The sequence below is a fragment of the Streptomyces sp. NPDC002838 genome, assembly GCF_040295365.1.
Classification (GTDB): Bacteria; Actinomycetota; Actinomycetes; order Streptomycetales; family Streptomycetaceae; genus Streptomyces.
Genome location: NZ_JBEOVF010000024.1, coordinates 25,993 through 42,642, shown reverse-complemented (window position 1 = coordinate 42,642; position 16,650 = coordinate 25,993). Strand labels below are relative to the sequence as shown.

Here is a 16,650-nt window from a genome sequence, read left to right as displayed (position 1 = left end):
TAGAGAGGCACCCCCATGACCACCACTCTCCCCAAGATCTCCTGGATAGGTCTCGGCATCATGGGCTCCCCCATGTCCGAGAACCTGATCAAGGCGGGTTACGACGTCACCGGCTTCACCCTGGAGCAGGAGAAGCTGGACCGCCTGGCCGCCGCCGGCGGCACCGCGGCCGGTTCGATCGCGGAGGCCGTGCGGGACGCCGACGTGATCATCACGATGGTGCCCGCGTCCCCGCAGGTCGAGGCCATCGCGTACGGCCCGGACGGCATCCTGGAGAACGCCGGGTCCGGCGCCCTGCTGATCGACATGTCCTCGATCACCCCGCAGACCTCGGTCGACCTCGCCGACGCGGCGAAGGACAAGGGCATCCGGGTGCTCGACGCGCCCGTGTCCGGCGGTGAGGCCGGTGCCGTCGAGGCCGTGCTGTCCATCATGGTCGGCGGCGAGCAGTCCGACTTCGACCGGGCGAAGCCGATCTTCGAGGCGCTCGGCAGGACCATCGTGCTGTGCGGTCCGCACGGCTCGGGCCAGACCGTGAAGGCCGCCAACCAGCTGATCGTCGCCGTGAACATCCAGGCGTGCGCCGAGGCCGTGGTCTTCCTGGAGAAGTCGGGCGTGGACCTGAAGGCGGCGCTGGACGTACTCAACGGCGGTCTGGCGGGCTCGACCGTACTGACCCGCAAGAAGGACAACTTCCTCGCCCGCGACTTCAAGCCGGGCTTCCGTATCGACCTGCATCACAAGGACATGGGCATCGTCACGGACGCCGCCCGCAATGTCGGCGCGGCCCTGCCCGTCGGTGCCGTGGTCGCCCAGCTGGTCGCGAGCCTGCGCGCGCAGGGCGACGGCGGCCTGGACCACTCGGCGCTGCTGCGGGCGGTGGAGCGGCTGTCGGGCGCCCGGCTCTGAGACCTCCGGGCGGTGCCGCCGCCGACATCTGTCCTGTCGCGCCCAGGCGGGGGCACCGCCCGGAAACCAGGCCGACCGCGGCGGCGTGCGAGCCAGTGCGGTGGTGAAGGTCCCGTGGCCTGTTTCTTCGACCTGAGGGAAGCAGGCCCGCGGTTCCGTCGCATCCGCCGCGGTCCCCACATCAACCGAAGAGTTCACCGGCCGAGGAGCGCCGGGTACGGACGGTCCCGTATCCGGCGCTCCTCGGTTTCCCGGGTGCGGAACGGCCACGCCCGCAGGAGCCTGAAGGCATGGCACATCCAGCACATCCGACGCAACGTCCGCACATCGTGGTCCATGCCCCGGCCCTGGACGGATCCCGGCGGGTCACCTCGGGCGACGAGACCCTGGGGGTCGCCTCGCACGTCGACGACGTCAGCGAGATCCTGCGGCTGGCCGATCTGTACGTGACCGACGTCGAGCAGACCGACCTCATCGAATGGCAGGGCGGCGGCCCCGACGACTGGCCGGGCCTGTCGGAGCATCACGAGCGGTGAGCCCGCGTACGCCACGTACGCCACCGGTCGTACGCCGTCTACGGAACCCTCAAATCAACCTCTGAACCGGCGTCGAGGGGCTTCAACCGCCCCCGGCCGTGGGCACATTCTCGTCACGTGGGGCCCGCCGGCACGGGGGCGGCGGACCCCACGCACGGGGGGGTGTCATGGACGGCGGTACGACGGTCGGGCTGGAGCCGTACGAGGTCGCGCTGCTGCGGGGCGGTCCGCGCGCCGCCGTCACCGTCGCCGTCGTCGCCCTGCACCTGCGGGGCGCGGTGGAAGCCGGCCGTCCAGGCACTCTGCGCAAGACCGGGGCGGCGTCCGCGGCCGCGGGGGACGCGCCGCCCCACCGCCATCCCTTGGAGAAGGCGGTGCGTGTCGGCCTGTACCGGCCCGCGGGCATCCGGGAGTTGCTCAGCCGGGCGGTCGTACGCCGGGCGCTGGCGCGCATGCGAGCCGAGCTCGCGGCGGCCGGACTGCTGCGGTCCCTGGTGCCCGGCCCGACCCGCGCCGCCCGCCGTCACCTGACGGCCCTGCGGGAGCGGCATCCGCTCCCCGACGGCCCGGACGGGCTGCCGGAGGAGACCCTGCTGTTCGCCGTCGCGCTGTACGGCGACCGGGCCCTGACCGCTCTCCTGCCGCTGTTCACCCGCGGCTCCGGTCTCATCGGCCGGGGCGCGCTCGCCGACGAGGGGCTCTTCCCGTTCGGGCGGGGCAGCGGCATCGGCAGGCGGGTCAGCGGCGACGAGGGCACGGCCGCGGACGGCGACGGCGGAGGCCACGCCTACGGGTACGGCGGCGGAGGCGACTACGGAGGTGGCGGCGGGGGCGGCGGCTCGGACTGAGCGGACGCATGGTGAGGGGCGGCCCCTCCCCCCGGGCGGGCCGCCCCTCACCTGCGGGGTTGCGGGTAGGTGTCAGACCTTCAGCGTCCTGATCGAGGTCGGCGCGTGCCCGGGCTCGGTCGCGATCTCCTCGAACTCCACAACATTGCTGATGTCGTTGGTCGTCGACATGGAGATGTTGGTGACGCGTTCCAGGATCGCCTCGACGACGACCGGCACCTGGTGCTCGGCGGCGAGCTTCTTCGCCTGCTCGAAGGCCGCGCCCAGCTCGTTCGGGTCGGTCACCCGGATCGCCTTGCAGCCCAGACCCTCGGCGACCTTGACGTGGTCGACGCCGTAGACGCCCAGTTCGGGCGAGTTGATGTTCTCGAACTCCAGCTTGACCTGGAAGTCGATGTCGAACGCCCGCTGCGCCTGCCTGATCAATCCCAGGTAGGAGTTGTTGACCAGGACATGGACGTACGGGATCTTGTGCTGCGCGCCGACCGCCAGCTCCTCGATCATGAACTGGAAGTCGTAGTCGCCGGAGAGCGCGACCACAAAGGCCTCCGGGTCCGCCTTCGCGACGCCCAGCGCGGCCGGGACGGTCCAGCCGAGGGGGCCCGCCTGGCCGCAGTTGATCCAGTGCCGCGGCCGGTAGACGTGCAGCATCTGGGCGCCGGCGATCTGCGAGAGGCCGATGGTGGAGACGTACCGGGTCTCGGGGCCGAAGGCCCTGTTCATCTCCTCGTAGACGCGCTGCGGCTTGATCGGGATGTCGTCGAAGTGCGTACGGCGCTGGAGCGTGGCCTTCCTCTCCTGCGCGGCGGCGGCCCAGTCGGAGCGGTCGGACAGCCGGCCTGCCGCCTCCGCCTCCCGTGCCACCTCGACGAAGAGCTCGAGCGCCGCCTTGGCGTCGGAGGCGATGCCGTAGTCCGGGGCGAAGATCTTGCCGATCTGGGTGGGCTCGATGTCGACGTGGACGAACTTCCGTCCGGCCGTGTAGACGTCGAGCTTGCCGGTGTGGCGGTTGGCCCACCGGTTGCCGATGCCGAGGACGAAGTCGGACTCCAGGAAGGTGGCATTGCCGTAGCGGTGCGAGGTCTGCAGGCCCACCATGCCGGCGTTCAGCTCGTGGTCGTCGGGGATGACGCCCCAGCCCATGAGGGTGGGGACGACCGGGACGCCGGTCAACTCGGCGAACTCCACCAGCAGTTCGGCCGCGTCGGCGTTGATGACACCGCCGCCGGCGACGATCAGCGGGCGCTCGGCGGCGTTGAGCATGCCGATCGCCTTCTCGATCTGGGCGCGGGTCGCGGCCGGCTTGTAGGCCGGGAGCGGTTCGTACGTCTCCGGGTCGAACTCGATCTCGGTGAGCTGGACGTCGATCGGCAGATCGATCAGGACCGGGCCGGGGCGGCCGGAGCGCATGAGGTGGAAGGCCTGCTGGAAGACGCCGGGGACCTGCGCGGCCTCCAGGACGGTGACCGCCATCTTGGTCACCGGCCCCGCGATCGAGGCGATGTCGACGGCCTGGAAGTCCTCCTTGTGGATCACGGCGGTCGGGGCCTGGCCCGTGATGCACAGGATCGGGATGGAGTCGCCGATGGCGGAGTACAGGCCGGTGATCATGTCGGTGCCGGCCGGGCCGGAGGTGCCGACGCAGACGCCGATGTTGCCGGGGTGGGTGCGGGTGTAGCCCTCGGCCATGTGCGAGGCGCCCTCGACGTGCCGGGCGAGGGTGTGGTGGATGCCGCCGGAGGCCTTGAGTGCCGCATAGAAGGGGTTGATCGCCGCGCCCGGGACACCGAACGCGTCCGTGACGCCTTCGCGCTTGAGGATCTCAACTGCCGCGCGGGCAGCGGTCATTCGAGCCATCGAGTACTCCTGCTTCGGCTGTCGGATTCACACTCCCGTCGCGCCCCGCCGTGAGCTTCTTCCGTATAGTGGAATTAATTTTCTGCTATCTGGAAACAATGTAGGTGGATGGGCAAAGGGCGTCAAGAGACCCACACAGAGGCGCTTCCTGGAGCACCATGGGCCCATGTCCGAGAGCATGTCGGTGCGCTGCCCGGCCTGCGGCCACGAGCATCTCTACGCCGCGCCGTCGTATCCCTGTGTGTGCGGGGCCCCGGTCACCCCGCCCCTGGACCGACGTGCGGCGGCCACGACCGTGACGCACCGGGTGTGGGACGAGGAGTGGGTCGCCCTGCGCTGCGCCGCCTGCGGGCGCCGGAACCAGTGGCCGCGCCCGGAGCTGGGCTGCCCGTGCGGCACGACGCTGCGCATCCCGGTGAGCGGGGCGCCCGCCGCGGGCCACGCGAGCCCCGAAGCCGCCCGCCCGGCACCCCGGCGCGCCTTCCAGCCCGTGGCGATCCGTACCGCCCGGGACGCGGTCACGGCGGTCGCGCTGTATCTGCGCTGGCTCGGCTACCGGGACATCCGCCGGGCCGACCAGCGGCCCCCGTCCGGCATCGGCCTCGCCGCCCGCGGCGTGCTGGCCCAGGTGGACCCGACCGTGCGGCCGGCGTCGCCGCGTGACGTGGAGTGCCTGTGGCTGACGGCCATGACGGAGTCCGTGGGCTGCGTCTACTTCTCCCTCGCCGGCTACACCGACACCGCCCGCTCCAGCGCCGACACCCTGAGCGTCCCGCTGTTCGTCCTCGACCTGACGGGGATGCCGCGCGCGGTCAACGATCCCGCGGACCGGCTCGACGCGTCGGGGACGGCGTGAGGCGTCAGACCCGGGTGCGGCGCCGGTAGTAGTGCACGGTGACGACGCCGAGCAGCGGCCCCCAGGCCACGATCGGCAGGTAGCAGGCGTTCATCAGCCACTGCCCCCAGGGCTGGATGTCCATCTCGGCGTGGAAGGTCGTCCACACGAAGAGGACGCCGTAGACGGTGCAGGCGAGCGCTCCGAGGCCCGCGGGGACGACGGCGGCGAGCACGGGGACCGGCCTGCCGCCCAGGCCGGGCAGCCAACGCGGCCAGCGCTCGCCCCACGGCCGCACCAGCCCCAGCGTCAGCGCGGCCAGCGCCTCCTGGGCCAGGGACAGCAGAGGCAGGATCAACAGTCCCCAGCCGGGCAGCAGCATGGCGTCGTACTCGGACTCGCCGAGACCGAGGGGTACGCCGAACGCGGCGGCGAGGCGCCACAGGCCGGACGGCAGGGAGACCCACACGGCCCCGGCGGCGGCCCGCCGGGCCCAAGTGGGAACGCCGGGTAACGCGCGAGGGCCGACGGTGGTGCCGGCGGTGGTGAGGTGCGGTGCGATGGTCATGAGGTCCCCTCCGGGCTGACGGTGCTCCGACAACGGATCATGCTGTCGCGCACCGCCGTCCGCCGCGTCGGACCGTGCGGGTAACCTCCGTCCGCCGCCGGACGGAGGTTTTCCCGTGGAGGATCAGACCTCGGAGGTAGGGCGCGTCGCCCACGTCTCCCTCAGCTCCACCTTGCGCACCTTCCCCGACACCGTCATCGGGAAGGACTCCAGGATCTGGAGCCGACTCGGCACCTTGTAGTGGGCCAACCGCCCCTCGCAGAACACCCGCAGCTCCTCCAGTGTCAGCGGATCCGCAGGGTCGCGCGGGATGACGCAGGCGAGGACCTCCTCGCCGTAACGCTCGTGCGGGACCCCGACGACCTGGACGTCGGCGATCTTCGGGTGGCCGTACAGGAACTCCTCGATCTCACGCGGGTAGATGTTCTCGCCGCCCCGGATGATCATGTCCTTGATGCGGCCGACGATCTCGACGTAGCCGTCCTCGCGCATCACCGCCAGGTCCCCGGTGTGCATCCACCGCCCCGCGTCGACGGCCTCGGCGGTCTTCTCGGGCTCGTTCCAGTAGCCGAGCATCACGCTGTAGCCCCGGGTGCACAACTCGCCCGCCGCACCCCGGGGTTGGGTCACTCCGGTCGCGGGGTCCACCACCTTGACCTCGATGTGCGGCAGGACGCGGCCGACCGTGGCCGTGCGGTGTTCGAGGTCGTCGTCCATCCGTGTCTGGAGTGACACCGGGGACGTCTCGGTCATGCCGTAGCAGATGGACACCTCCGCCATGTTCATCTCGGCGACGACCCGCTTCATCACCTCCACCGGGCAGGGCGAGCCCGCCATGATGCCGGTACGCAGGGAGGACAGGTCGTACGCCGCGAAGTCGGGGAGGTTCAACTCCGCGATGAACATGGTCGGAACGCCGTACAGGGACGTGCACCGCTCCTGCCGCACGGCCTCCAGGGTGGCCTTCGGGTCGAAGGAGGGGGCCGGGATGACGATGCAGGCACCGTGCGAAGTCGCCGCCAGATTCCCCATCACCATGCCGAAGCAGTGGTAGAAGGGCACAGGGACGCAGATCCGGTCCTGCTCGGTGTAGGCGAGCAACTCGCCGACGAAATAACCGTTGTTGAGAATGTTGTGATGGGACAGAGTGGCCCCCTTGGGGAAGCCCGTCGTGCCCGAGGTGTACTGGATGTTGATCGCGTCGTCGCAGGACAGGTCCGGATACGAGCCAGGGGTGCCACGCCCGATCAGCGCCTCCCAGCTCGGGTCACCGAAGTACACGACCTCTCGCAACTCCGGGCACCTGCCCCGCACTTGGCCGACCATCGCCCGGTAGTCGCTGCTCTTGTGGCTGAGAGAGGCGAAGAGCAGGGAGATCCCGGCCTGCTTGAGGACGTACTCGACCTCGTGGGTGCGGTAGGCCGGGTTGATGTTCACCATGATCGCGCCGATGCGGGCGGTGGCGTACTGGACGAGCACCCACTCGGGGCAGTTGACCGCCCAGATGCCCACCCGGTCGCCCTTGGCGACCCCGGCGGCGAGCAGTGCGTTCGCCAGCTTCTCCACGTCCGCGCCGAATCGGGCGTAGGTCCAGCGCCGCCCGGACGGGACGTCGACGAGGACCTCGCGGTCCGGCCAGGCCGCCACCGCCCGGTCCAGGTTGGCCCCGATCGTGTCGCCGAGCAGCATCGTCCCGCTCGTCCCGTGCGTGTACGACAGTCCGGTCACCGGAAGTCCTCCTCGCGGTACTCGGCGTCCGAGCCGGCCGCCGTGGCCTCGCGCAGCTCGATGCGGCGGATCTTGCCGGAGACGGTCTTGGGCAGTGGGGCGAACTCCAGTCGGCGGACGCGCTTGTAGGGGGCGAGGACCTCCCGCGAGTGCTCGAACAGCACCTTCACCGTGTCGGGTCCCGGCTCCCAGCCGTCCGCGAGGACGACGTACGCCTTCGGCACCGCGAGCCGCAGCCCGTCCGGCGCGGGTACGACGGCCGCCTCGGCCACCGCCTCGTGCTCCAGCAGCGCGCTCTCCAGCTCGAACGGACTGATCTTGTAGTCGGAGGCCTTGAAGACGTCGTCGGCTCGGCCGATATACACGACATATCCGTCTTCGTCCCGGCGCCCGATGTCGCCGGTGCGGTAGTAGCCGCCCGCCATCGCCTCCGCCGTACGGTCGGCGTCGCCGTGGTAGCCGGTCATCAGGCCGACCGGTCGCAGGGACAGATCCAGCGCGATCTCGCCCTCGTCCGCGCCCGGCGCACCCGACACCGGGTCGAGGAGCTCCACCCGGTAACCGGGGCTGGGGCGGCCCATAGAGCCGGTTTTCAGGGGCTGGCCGGGGCTGTTGGAGACCTGGACGGCGGTCTCGGTCTGGCCGAAGCCGTCCCGGATGGTCACGCCCCAGGCGCGGCGGACCTGGTCGATGACCTCGGGGTTGAGGGGCTCTCCGGCGGCGACGGCCTCGCGCGGCGGGGTGCGCAGCCGGCTCAGGTCGGCCTGGATGAGCATGCGCCACACGGTCGGCGGGGCACAGAACGTGGTCACGCCCGCGCGGTCCATCTCGGCCATCAGCCGGGGCGCGTCGAAGCGCGTGTAGTTGTGGAGGAAGACGGTCGCCTCGGCGTTCCACGGCGCGAAGAGATTGGACCAGGCGTGCTTGGCCCAGCCGGGCGAGGAGATGTTCAGGTGCACGTCACCGGGCTGGAGGCCGATCCAGTACATGGTCGCCAGGTGCCCGATCGGGTAGGAGGCGTGGGTGTGTTCGACGAGCTTGGGGCGGGCCGTCGTACCGGAGGTGAAGTACAGCATCAGCGGGTCGTCCGCGAGGGTCGGCCCGTCGGGGGTGAAGCCGGCGGGGGCGGCGTACGCGTCCTCGTACGGCAGCCAGCCCGCGGGCGCGCCGCCGACCGCGATGCGCGTGTAGCCGCCGGGCACGTCGTCGAACTTGCCGGTGTCCTCCGCGCGCACGATCACGTGCCGGACCTGGCCGCGCTCGACCCGGTCGCGCAGGTCGGCGGGGCCGAGCAGTGGGGTGGCCGGGATGACGACGGCGCGCAGCTTCATCGCGGCCAGCGCGGTCTCCCACAGCTCGGTCTGGTTGCCGAGCATGACGAGGATGCGGTCCTCGGCGCGGACGCCCCGCGCGCGCAGCCAGTTCGCCACCCGGTCGGAGCGGGCGGACATCTCAGCGAAGGAGATCCGGGTCTCGCCGCCGTCCTCCTCGACGATGTGCAGCGCGGTCCGGGCGTTGCCTTCCGCGACGACGTCGAACCAGTCGAGCGCCCAGTTGAAGCGCTCCGGCCGGGGCCAGGCGAAGCGCTCGTAGGCCGTGGCGTAGTCCGCGCGGTGTTCCAGCAGGAAGTCCCGCGCGCTGCGGAAGAGCTCCGTCGCCGTAGTCATTCGTCCTCCCTTTTCATTTGGTCATTCGCCTCCGGGGCGCTCCAGCCGGTGTCGAGACCTTGCCGGGCGGCTCTGTGTCATCGTGTAATCCGTGACGCAGGTCTCACTACCCCCGAACGGGGGTGTGCGCCGCGGCGAAGGGACGAGCGGGTGACAGGAGACGGTGCCGGGACGGCGGAGATCAGGAGTGCGCTGGTACGGCTGCGGCGCACGACCGGGCTCCCGGTCGCCTTCGGCGGCCTGGTGGAGTCCGGGCGGCAGCGGATGCGCATCAGCGAACTGAGCGGCACGGCCACGCCCGCCCTCAGCGCCCTCGCGGTGACCTCCGGCCACGGTCTCGGCGGCAAGGCGGTCGCCCTCGCCCGCCCGTGCGCCGTGACGGACTACTCCTCCTCGCGGCAGATCAGCCACGAGTACGACGCCGCCGTGGCCGCCGAGGGACTGCGCTCGGTGCTGGCGGTGCCCGTCGTCGTACGGCGCCGGGTGCGCGGGGTGTTGTACGGCGCCCTGCGGGACGCCCAGCCGCTGGGTGACCGCACGCTGACGGCGGCTGTGGCGGCCGCGCGGGACGTGGAGCAGGCGCTGGTCGTCGCGGACGAGGCGCGGGGGCTGATGGCGGCAGTATGGGTGGAGCCGGCCCGGGCCCCTGCGGACGGGGCCGCGTGGGAGCAGGTCCGGGAGGCGCACGCGGCGCTGCGGGCGCTGGCTCCGCGGATCGCCGACCCGGCGTTGCGGTCCGAGCTTCTGGACGCCTGCGGACTCCTGACCGCGCGGACCTCGCCGTCGGAAGGGGTGCGTCTGGCGCCCCGTGAGGTGGACGTGCTGGCGTGCGTGGCGGCCGGAGCCACGAACGCGGTGGCCGCCGAAAGGCTGGGCGTGACCACGGAAACGGCCAAGGGGTATCTCCGCTCGGCCATGCGGAAGCTGGGGGCGCGGACACGCGGGGAGGCGGTGGTCGCCGCACGTCGGGCGAGGCTGCTGCCGTGAGCTCCGTCGGCACTTCATTCATGCGCCGGCGCTTTGAATTTCCCTATGCCCCCCCGGCTGTTATTTCCCTCACGACGTCGTCCGTCCGAATTTCAAGAGCCGTTGCCTAATATTGGCCAGGACACGACACACGGAGGGGAGCGGTGACCGTGCGACGGGACTTCAAGGAGCCTGCCCGATGCCGCCCCGACCTGGTGATCGGCAGGGAGGAGCTGTTCACGGCGGCCCGTGAGCAGCTCGTCGGCGGCGGCAGCGTGCTGCTGCACGGCCCGGCCGGAATAGGAAAGTCGACCGTGCTGCGGGCATTGGCCGCGGATTACGCGGGCACCGCCCGGACCGTGTTGCGCTGTTCGGCGACGGAGTCCGAATCCCATCTCCCGTTCCTGGCACTGGCCGACCTGCTCGGCCTGGTCGCGCACGAGGTGGCCGACCGGTTGCCCGCCGCCCAGCGCACCGCCCTGGAGTCGGCGCTCACCGGCCGCGGCGAGTCCACCCTGCAGAGCGACGGACTCGCGCTGCGCCTGGCCGTGCTGTCCGTGTTCCGTGCGCTCGCCGCCGAGGGTCCCGTGCTGGTCGTCGCGGACGACCTGCAGTGGCTGGACCCGGCGAGCGCGGAGCTCCTCGGCTTCGCCGCCCGCCGCCTCGGCGACACCCCGGTCCAGCTGCTGTGCGCGGTACGGACCGAGGGGCAGGAGTACGACCGGCATCTACGCGCGTTGCCCCCGGACAGCCAGGCCATCCGCCTCAACCCGCTCTCCCGCGCCCAGGTCTCCGCGCTCCTCGACCACCGGGGCTACACCGGCCTGCCGCGCTCCACCGTCCGGGACATCCACCGCACCAGCGGCGGCAACCCGCTCTTCGCCCTGGAACTGGGCCGCGCGCTCGCCGAGAATCCCACCCCGCCCCGGCCGGGCGAGCCGCTGCACGTGCCCACCTCGCTGCGGGCCCTGGTGCTCAGCCGCCTGCGGATGCTGTCGGCCGAGGCCCGCCGCACCCTCCTCGTGGCCAGCGCCGGCGCGCGCCCCACGCTGGCCCTGCTGCACGCGGCCGGCCGGGAGAACGCCGAGGCCGAGACGGCCCAGGCGGCCGAACTGGGGCTGCTGGCGACCGAGCCGGAGGGTCCCGCCGTACGGTTCGCGCATCCGCTGATCTCGGCCGCGCTGTACGCGGAGGCCCCCGCGCAGGAGCGGCGGGCCGCGCACGCGGCGCTGTCCACGGCCGCCTCCGACCCCATCGAGCGGGCCCGGCACCTCGCCCTGGCGACCACCGGTACCGACCCGGAGGTGGCGGCCCGGCTCGCCGAGGCCGCCGCCCTGGCCCGGGACCGCGGGGCGCCGTCGGTGGCCGCGTCCCTCGGGCTGCTCGCGGCCCGGCACACCCCGGCCGACAGCGTGCCGGGCCCGGACGAGCGGCGGTTGCAGGCCGCCGAGGACGCCATCACCGCCGGCGAGGTGGACCTCGCCCGGGACATCGCCCGCGAGGTGCTGACCCGGGCCACCGTGCCCGCGGACCGGGTGCGGGCCTGGATGGTGGTGATCGAGTCGGCCGGGCACGCCCTCGGCGAGGTCGACGCCGTCTTCCCGCAGGTGCTGGCCGACGCGGGCGACGACCCCCGGCTGCTCGCGCTGGTCCACTACCAGCTGGCCTGGCGCGGCCTGGTGGTGGAGGGCGACTTCGCGGAGGGGCGGGAGGAGGCCGCGCACGCGGCGGAGCTGGCCGCCAGGGGCGGCGACCGGCGCACCGAGCTGCTGGCGCTGGCCTTCCAGGCCCAGACCGAGACCCTGATGGGCCACCCGGACGCGCCCGCGACCATCAAGCGGGCGCTGAGGGAGCCCCAGGACCCGCAGGTGGCGTGTCATCACAACGGCGCGGGCTCGGTCCGCTTCCGCTGGCTGATCATGAGTGACCAGCTGCTTGAGGCCCGCAGCACCGTCACCGCGCTGCTGCGGGAGGCGCGGCGGCGCGGCATGGTCGAGAGCGAGGTGCACTTCGTGCGTCTGCTCGCCGAGACCGAACTGCGCTCCGGGCACTGCGGCCGGGCCCTCGACCTGGCCCGGGAGAGCCTCAGGCTGGCCCGGGACGCAGGGATCGGCGAGGTGGCCTCGGCCAATCTCGCCTCGCTCGCGGAGGCCTCGGGCGGGGACGTGGACCGGGCGCTGGCACTGGCCCGGGAAGCGGTGCGGCACGCCGAGGAGGACGGCGACCAGATGTACCTCTCCCGAGCCCTGGCCGCCCTCGGTCACGCCCAGCTGGTGGCCGGAGACGTCGAAGGAACGGTTCGCTCCCTGCGCCGGGTGCGGGAGCTGGAGCAGGCGCTCGGCATCACCGACCCGGCGCGCGGCCGCTGGCACGGCGACCTCGCCGAGGCTCTCGTACGGATCGGCGAGCCGGCCGAGGCGCAGGACGTCATCGACCTGACGCGCGAGCACGGGCTGCGGCTGGGCCGCGAGAGCGTGCTGGCCGTACTCGACCGGGCCGAGGCGCTGGTGCGCGCGGCACGCGGCGAACACGAGGTCGCCCTCGGCCAGTTGACGTCCGCTCAGGACCGGCTCGCCAAGCTGGGCCACGGTCTGGAGGAGGCGCGGGCCGCGTTCGCGCTCGCCGTGCTGCGCACGAGCCGGCCGGGGCCGACGTCGTACGACGAGGCGGCGCGGCTGTTCCGGCGCTGCCGGGCGCTGCCCTGGCTGCGCCAGGTGGAGTCGGCCGCCGTGACGCCCCGGGCCGAGCCGCCGGTCGTCGCCCCCGCCGCCCTCCCGCACGACGGACCGGCCTGTCTGGACGGGCTCGCCGCGATGGAACGTCAGGTCGCCGCGCTCGTCATGGAGGGCGCCACCAACCGGGAGATAGCCGCCCGCCTGTTCATCAGCGTCAAAACGGTCGAGGCGACCCTGACCCGCGTCTACCGCAAGCTGGGGATCCGATCGCGGGTCGACATCGTCAGACTGGCGGCGGGCCGCCGGACGACGTGAGGCCGAGCGGGCCACGAAGTGCGTCCCCGCGGGTTGAGACGAGTCGCCGCGGGCTGAAGTGAGTCCCCGCGGGTTCACGGAGGGCCGACCGAGGGTTTTCCCTGCCCAACTCCCCTAGGGGGTTCCCTCATTGGGAAGGGCATGTTCCGGGTTCTAGCGTTGGGGCCGTGCCGCTCGCTCGGGCATACGGGGGCCGGTCCCGCGACCCCCGTGCACACCCCCCACACCCGCGCGACCCCCCACCGGCATCACCGATGAGGAGACTCATGTTCGGGCTCGCCCGTGCCAAGAAGACCGCGGCCGTCGTCGCCGCGACCGCGGCCGCCGCCGCGACCGCGCTGCTCGGCGCCCCGTCCGCCGTCGCCGCTCCCCAGCCCATCGTCGGCGGTACGACGACCACGACGACCGCGTACCCGTTCATGATGCAGATCACGGACGCCTCGCAGAACCAGTTCTGCGGCGGCACCCTCGTCTCGCCCACCAAGGTGGTCACGGCCGCGCACTGCGTGGTCGACGAGACCACCGGCAGCGTCCGCGTGGTCGGCGGCCGCACCTACCGCAACGGCACGAACGGCACCGTCGCCAGAGTCAGCAAGATCTGGATACACCCGAGCTACACGGACGTCACCAACGGCGACGACGTGGCCGTACTGACCCTGTCGACCTCGATGCCGTACACCACGGCCAAGTACGTCTCCTCCACGGACACCTCCGTGTACGCGGCCGGCACCACCGCCCGCATCATCGGCTGGGGCACCACCTCCTCGAACGGCAGCTCCTCCAACCAGCTGCGGACGGCGACCGTGCCGACCGTCTCCAACTCCGGCTGCGCCGGTTCCTACGGCTCCAACTTCGTCGCGAGCGACATGGTCTGCGCCGGATACACCTCCGGCGGCATCGACACCTGCCAGGGCGACAGCGGCGGTCCCCTGCTCATCGGGGGCGTCCTGGCAGGGATCACTTCCTGGGGCGAGGGCTGCGCGGACGCCGACTACCCCGGCATCTACACCCGGCTGACCACGTTCTCCAGCCTGGTGACCGCGCAGGTCAACTCGTGACCCAGCAGATCTCCTGAGCACCCCTCAGGGGAAAGACCAGGGGGCGTTGCGGGCCTCCACGAGCGGCCCGCAGCGCCCCCTCTCCAACGGACGGTGGCCGACGACGTCCTCGTCGGCGTCACCAACCGTTCCTGAAGGCTGAGCAGGTGTGAGCCTGGTCAGCCGCACACCCCGAACGATCCTCTGGTGGAGCGGGGGCCCCGCACGCTGGCGCCGCAACCGGTGTCCCAGATCGCGTGATCACGTTAGCCCGGTTCGACCACGGTGCCGCGAGCCGACCATCACACGATCGAGCTAACTCAACCTCGTGCACACTCCCCAACGAACAGCTGACAACCCCAAGGGCGTGGTGTTCTTCGCCGCCGTACTCCCCCAGTTCGTGGACCACTCGGCCGGTCATGTCCCGTTGCAGCTGCTGCTGTTGGGCCTGATCCCGATCGGCATCGGCACGGTCACGGACACCCTGTGGGGGCTGACCGCATCGGCGGCCCGCGCGTGGTTCGCCCGCTCGGACCGACGGCTGTCTGTGATCGGCGGTGCGGGCGGGTGCACGATGATCGGCCTCGGGGGCACCGTGGCGGTGACGGGCCGGGCCGACTGAGCCCTCATGGCCGTACGGCGCCGAAGCGGATGTCGTACGACGACTCCGGGTGCATCACCGCCGTCATCCGCTCCGCCTCCGCGCTGACCTCGTCCCGCTGGGCCTTGGTGAGCCGGCCGAAGGGCTCGACGACGAGTGTGTCCCCCTCCAGCTTCCATACGCCAGCCAGGAAGCCGTCGACGAGGAGCGTGCGGTAGGCCTGGTTGCCCTGCCAGGCGCGGCCGCGGTGCTCGGGCGGGACGACGCGGGTGCGGTCGGCGTGGGAGAGGAGGAGGTTGTCGAACTCGGGCAGGAAACGGGGCGGGGCCGGGGTGTCCGGGTCGGGGCGGGGCGCGTCCGGCAGGTCGAAGAGTTCGACGCCGTTCGCGTCCCTGAAGGTGACCAGCTGCGGACGGAGGCGTTCGAAGGCGTCCCGCAGCCGGGTCAGGCCGGCCCAGGTCTGCATGTCCTTGACGGAGGCCGGGCCGAAGGCGGCGAGATAGCGCCGTACGACGGCATACGGCGCCGGGGCCTTCTCGGCTGGGCGGCCCAGCCAGTGCTCGGCGGTGGTGAGGGCGACCTGGCCGCTCCTGCCCCACAGTCCGCGCGGGGTGACCTGCACGAGCGGCAGCTTGCAGCGGGCGGCGATCGCGAGGGCCTGTGGATCGGCGTCCGGCCACTCGGCGAGGAGCGCCTCGCGCAGCTGCTTCATGGTGCGCGGCTCGGCCTCGACGAGTGCGCGGGCGAGGGCGGCGAGCCGGTCGAGGTCGACGCCGACGAGTCCCTTGCGGAACTGGGTGAGTTCGCGGTCCCGGGCGGCCTGCACCAGCGGCCGCAGGGTGAGGCAGTCGTCGGCGGTGTGGGTGTGGATGGTCGAGCGCATGGTGACGATGCGGACGACCTCGCGGTCGGCCATCAGCCCGGACAGTTCCGCCGGGGCGAAGCCGTCGAGGCGGGCGGCGAGGGCGTAGTACGGGGGCTTCACGTTCTGCGCCTGCAGGCCGAGCAGGTGCTCGACGGCCGCCTTGGCGGACAACGGCGAGCGGCGCAGGAGCAGTTGCCTCGCGAGGGTGGCGCGGTTGAGGGCGCGGATGCCGAGCACGGGGGCGGTGGCGGTCGTCCTGGTCGTCGTACTCCGCGTCGTCTTCGTCATGCGTCGCACGCTAGCGCCACTCGCGGACACCTTCTGTCCGCAACTCTCACCGAACCCCGGACCGCCACCCGCTCCCAGGTCGTTGGCCCCGGACATCCTGCTCCTTGATCACGCACACGTTGGCTCGGCCCGAGAGGCAGCCACTGCCCAAGTACCGTGCAGGGCGCCGGATGTGTGCACGCCACCGCGTTGTGGCACTGTCCACAAACCTGGGATTGGGCGGACTCCGGCCGTCCGCCGGACTGGGGAAAGGACTATGCTGTTGTACGGACGTCCCAGACCCCGGCGGCTAGTCGTTGCTCGACACAGATGGTCCGGGGAGCGGATCTTTCGTCCGCCACCCGACGCATCCCTGGAGGGAACTGGGTGGGTCCTCTGTCCTGTCGCACAGGCTGTCGGACCGGCCGTTGCTCCACCTCCGCCGAACGTACGCTCCTGCTTGCAGCGCGCCAAGGGGGTCGGGATTCCCGGCGTCACCGCGTGCGCTGCCGGATGGTCTTCTGAACCGAGGCGTCATGCCCCTACCGCAGCTCAACGTCTACCGCCATGGTCGAAGGCGCCGGGCACTGAACACCCTGGCCGGTGAGACCGACCTGGAATCGGCGCCGCTGGTGCGCGCGGCACTGACGCGGTGTCTGAGCGACGGCTTCCGTGCCATCGACGTCGACCTCACTCCCGTCACCTCCTGCGACTGCGGCGCCCTCAACGCCTTCCCGCACGCCGCGCAGAAAGCCACGAAGGCCGTCGGGACTCTGCGTCTGCACCGCCCACCACCGACGCTGGGCCTGATACTCGACCTCGCCGGTTCCGGGTTCCTGCTCCCTGGCGTTCCGTTCGGGAAACTGACACATCCTCTCGGGGGTGTACCAGCCCCGGCCGCCCAAGCCCCGCCGCGCCGGACTGTTCCGCTTGCCTCCGTCCTCTCGGGCGATGCGCGGTGACGGCCCGGTCCGAG

At 71.9% G+C, this 16,650-nt stretch carries 13 protein-coding genes and 1 pseudogene; 9 read left to right on the top strand and 5 right to left on the bottom strand.

The features are described 5' to 3' along the window. Nucleotides 1-15 precede the first annotated feature (15 nt). The 3 genes from ABT063_RS27875 (at nt 16) to ABT063_RS27865 (ending at nt 2,293) form a co-directional block, all read left to right on the top strand. A complete protein-coding gene (locus ABT063_RS27875; RefSeq protein ID WP_351061862.1) occupies nt 16-909 on the top strand; it encodes a 2-hydroxy-3-oxopropionate reductase in 894 nt (297 codons plus the stop codon). 290 nt (nt 910-1,199) lie between these two features. Next, a complete protein-coding gene (locus tag ABT063_RS27870; protein ID WP_351061859.1) occupies nt 1,200-1,445 on the top strand; it encodes a hypothetical protein in 246 nt (81 codons plus the stop codon). Nucleotides 1,446-1,612: 167 nt separating this feature from the next. Next, on the top strand, nt 1,613-2,293 hold the full coding sequence (locus tag ABT063_RS27865; protein WP_351061856.1) for a TIGR04222 domain-containing membrane protein: 681 nt from the start codon (nt 1,613-1,615) through the stop codon (nt 2,291-2,293). A 72-nt stretch (nt 2,294-2,365) separates the two neighbouring features. Here the strand turns inward: ABT063_RS27865 and gcl are convergent, their stop codons facing one another. Next, nucleotides 2,366-4,150 (bottom strand): glyoxylate carboligase, encoded by a 1,785-nt coding sequence (gene gcl / locus ABT063_RS27860; RefSeq protein WP_351061854.1) that lies wholly within the window; start codon nt 4,148-4,150, stop codon nt 2,366-2,368. Nucleotides 4,151-4,316: 166 nt separating this feature from the next. On the opposite strand from gcl, the gene ABT063_RS27855 reads away from it, so the two are divergent. Next, the gene (locus ABT063_RS27855; protein ID WP_351061851.1) at nt 4,317-5,006 is read left to right on the top strand and encodes a hypothetical protein; all 690 of its coding nucleotides are present in this window, start codon (nt 4,317-4,319) and stop codon (nt 5,004-5,006) included. 4 nt (nt 5,007-5,010) lie between these two features. Here ABT063_RS27855 and ABT063_RS27850 read toward each other — a convergent pair whose 3' ends face one another. The 3 genes from ABT063_RS27850 to ABT063_RS27840 form a co-directional block, all read right to left on the bottom strand. Further along, the gene (locus ABT063_RS27850; RefSeq protein WP_351061848.1) at nt 5,011-5,553 is read right to left on the bottom strand and encodes a hypothetical protein; all 543 of its coding nucleotides are present in this window, start codon (nt 5,551-5,553) and stop codon (nt 5,011-5,013) included. A gap of 123 nt (nt 5,554-5,676) precedes the next feature. After that, nucleotides 5,677-7,242 (bottom strand): AMP-binding protein, encoded by a 1,566-nt coding sequence (locus ABT063_RS27845; protein ID WP_351062033.1) that lies wholly within the window; start codon nt 7,240-7,242, stop codon nt 5,677-5,679. Nucleotides 7,243-7,277: 35 nt separating this feature from the next. Beyond that, nucleotides 7,278-8,948, bottom strand: coding sequence for an AMP-binding protein (locus ABT063_RS27840; protein ID WP_351061845.1), 1,671 nt, complete (start codon nt 8,946-8,948; stop codon nt 7,278-7,280). A gap of 150 nt (nt 8,949-9,098) precedes the next feature. Here ABT063_RS27840 and ABT063_RS27835 point away from each other — a divergent pair, with 150 nt between their 5' ends. The 4 genes and pseudogenes from ABT063_RS27835 to ABT063_RS27820 all read left to right on the top strand — a co-directional run. After that, nucleotides 9,099-9,935, top strand: coding sequence for a helix-turn-helix transcriptional regulator (locus ABT063_RS27835; RefSeq protein WP_351061842.1), 837 nt, complete (start codon nt 9,099-9,101; stop codon nt 9,933-9,935). A 143-nt stretch (nt 9,936-10,078) separates the two neighbouring features. After that, nucleotides 10,079-12,904, top strand: coding sequence for a helix-turn-helix transcriptional regulator (locus tag ABT063_RS27830; RefSeq protein WP_351061840.1), 2,826 nt, complete (start codon nt 10,079-10,081; stop codon nt 12,902-12,904). 266 nt (nt 12,905-13,170) lie between these two features. After that, entirely contained in the window at nt 13,171-13,962 is a 792-nt protein-coding gene (locus ABT063_RS27825; protein ID WP_351061838.1) for a S1 family peptidase, read from the top strand. Between the two features lie 334 nt (nt 13,963-14,296). Then, nucleotides 14,297-14,563 (top strand): annotated as a pseudogene (locus tag ABT063_RS27820) (LysE family translocator); the annotation flags it as partial. Nucleotides 14,564-14,567: 4 nt separating this feature from the next. Here the strand turns inward: ABT063_RS27820 and ABT063_RS27815 are convergent. Beyond that, complete coding sequence (locus ABT063_RS27815) at nt 14,568-15,695, bottom strand: winged helix DNA-binding domain-containing protein (RefSeq protein ID WP_351061836.1); 1,128 nt, start codon at nt 15,693-15,695, stop codon at nt 14,568-14,570. 515 nt (nt 15,696-16,210) lie between these two features. Between ABT063_RS27815 and ABT063_RS27810 the strand changes: the two genes are divergently transcribed. Next, entirely contained in the window at nt 16,211-16,636 is a 426-nt protein-coding gene (locus ABT063_RS27810; protein ID WP_351061834.1) for an STAS domain-containing protein, read from the top strand. Nucleotides 16,637-16,650: the final 14 nt, after the last annotated feature.

Bases quoted from the DNA above. Each gene is read 5' to 3' on its own strand.
- ABT063_RS27875 (WP_351061862.1), top strand. From the start codon at position 16: ATGACCACCACTCTCCCCAAGATCTCCTGGATAGGTCTCGGCATCATG.
- ABT063_RS27870 (WP_351061859.1), top strand. From the start codon at position 1,200: ATGGCACATCCAGCACATCCGACGCAACGTCCGCACATCGTGGTCCAT.
- ABT063_RS27865 (WP_351061856.1), top strand. From the start codon at position 1,613: ATGGACGGCGGTACGACGGTCGGGCTGGAGCCGTACGAGGTCGCGCTG.
- gcl (WP_351061854.1), bottom strand. From the start codon at position 4,150: ATGGCTCGAATGACCGCTGCCCGCGCGGCAGTTGAGATCCTCAAGCGC.
- ABT063_RS27855 (WP_351061851.1), top strand. From the start codon at position 4,317: ATGTCCGAGAGCATGTCGGTGCGCTGCCCGGCCTGCGGCCACGAGCAT.
- ABT063_RS27850 (WP_351061848.1), bottom strand. From the start codon at position 5,553: ATGACCATCGCACCGCACCTCACCACCGCCGGCACCACCGTCGGCCCT.
- ABT063_RS27845 (WP_351062033.1), bottom strand. From the start codon at position 7,242: ATGCTGCTCGGCGACACGATCGGGGCCAACCTGGACCGGGCGGTGGCG.
- ABT063_RS27840 (WP_351061845.1), bottom strand. From the start codon at position 8,948: ATGACTACGGCGACGGAGCTCTTCCGCAGCGCGCGGGACTTCCTGCTG.
- ABT063_RS27825 (WP_351061838.1), top strand. From the start codon at position 13,171: ATGTTCGGGCTCGCCCGTGCCAAGAAGACCGCGGCCGTCGTCGCCGCG.
- ABT063_RS27815 (WP_351061836.1), bottom strand. From the start codon at position 15,695: ATGACGAAGACGACGCGGAGTACGACGACCAGGACGACCGCCACCGCC.
- ABT063_RS27810 (WP_351061834.1), top strand. From the start codon at position 16,211: ATGCCCCTACCGCAGCTCAACGTCTACCGCCATGGTCGAAGGCGCCGG.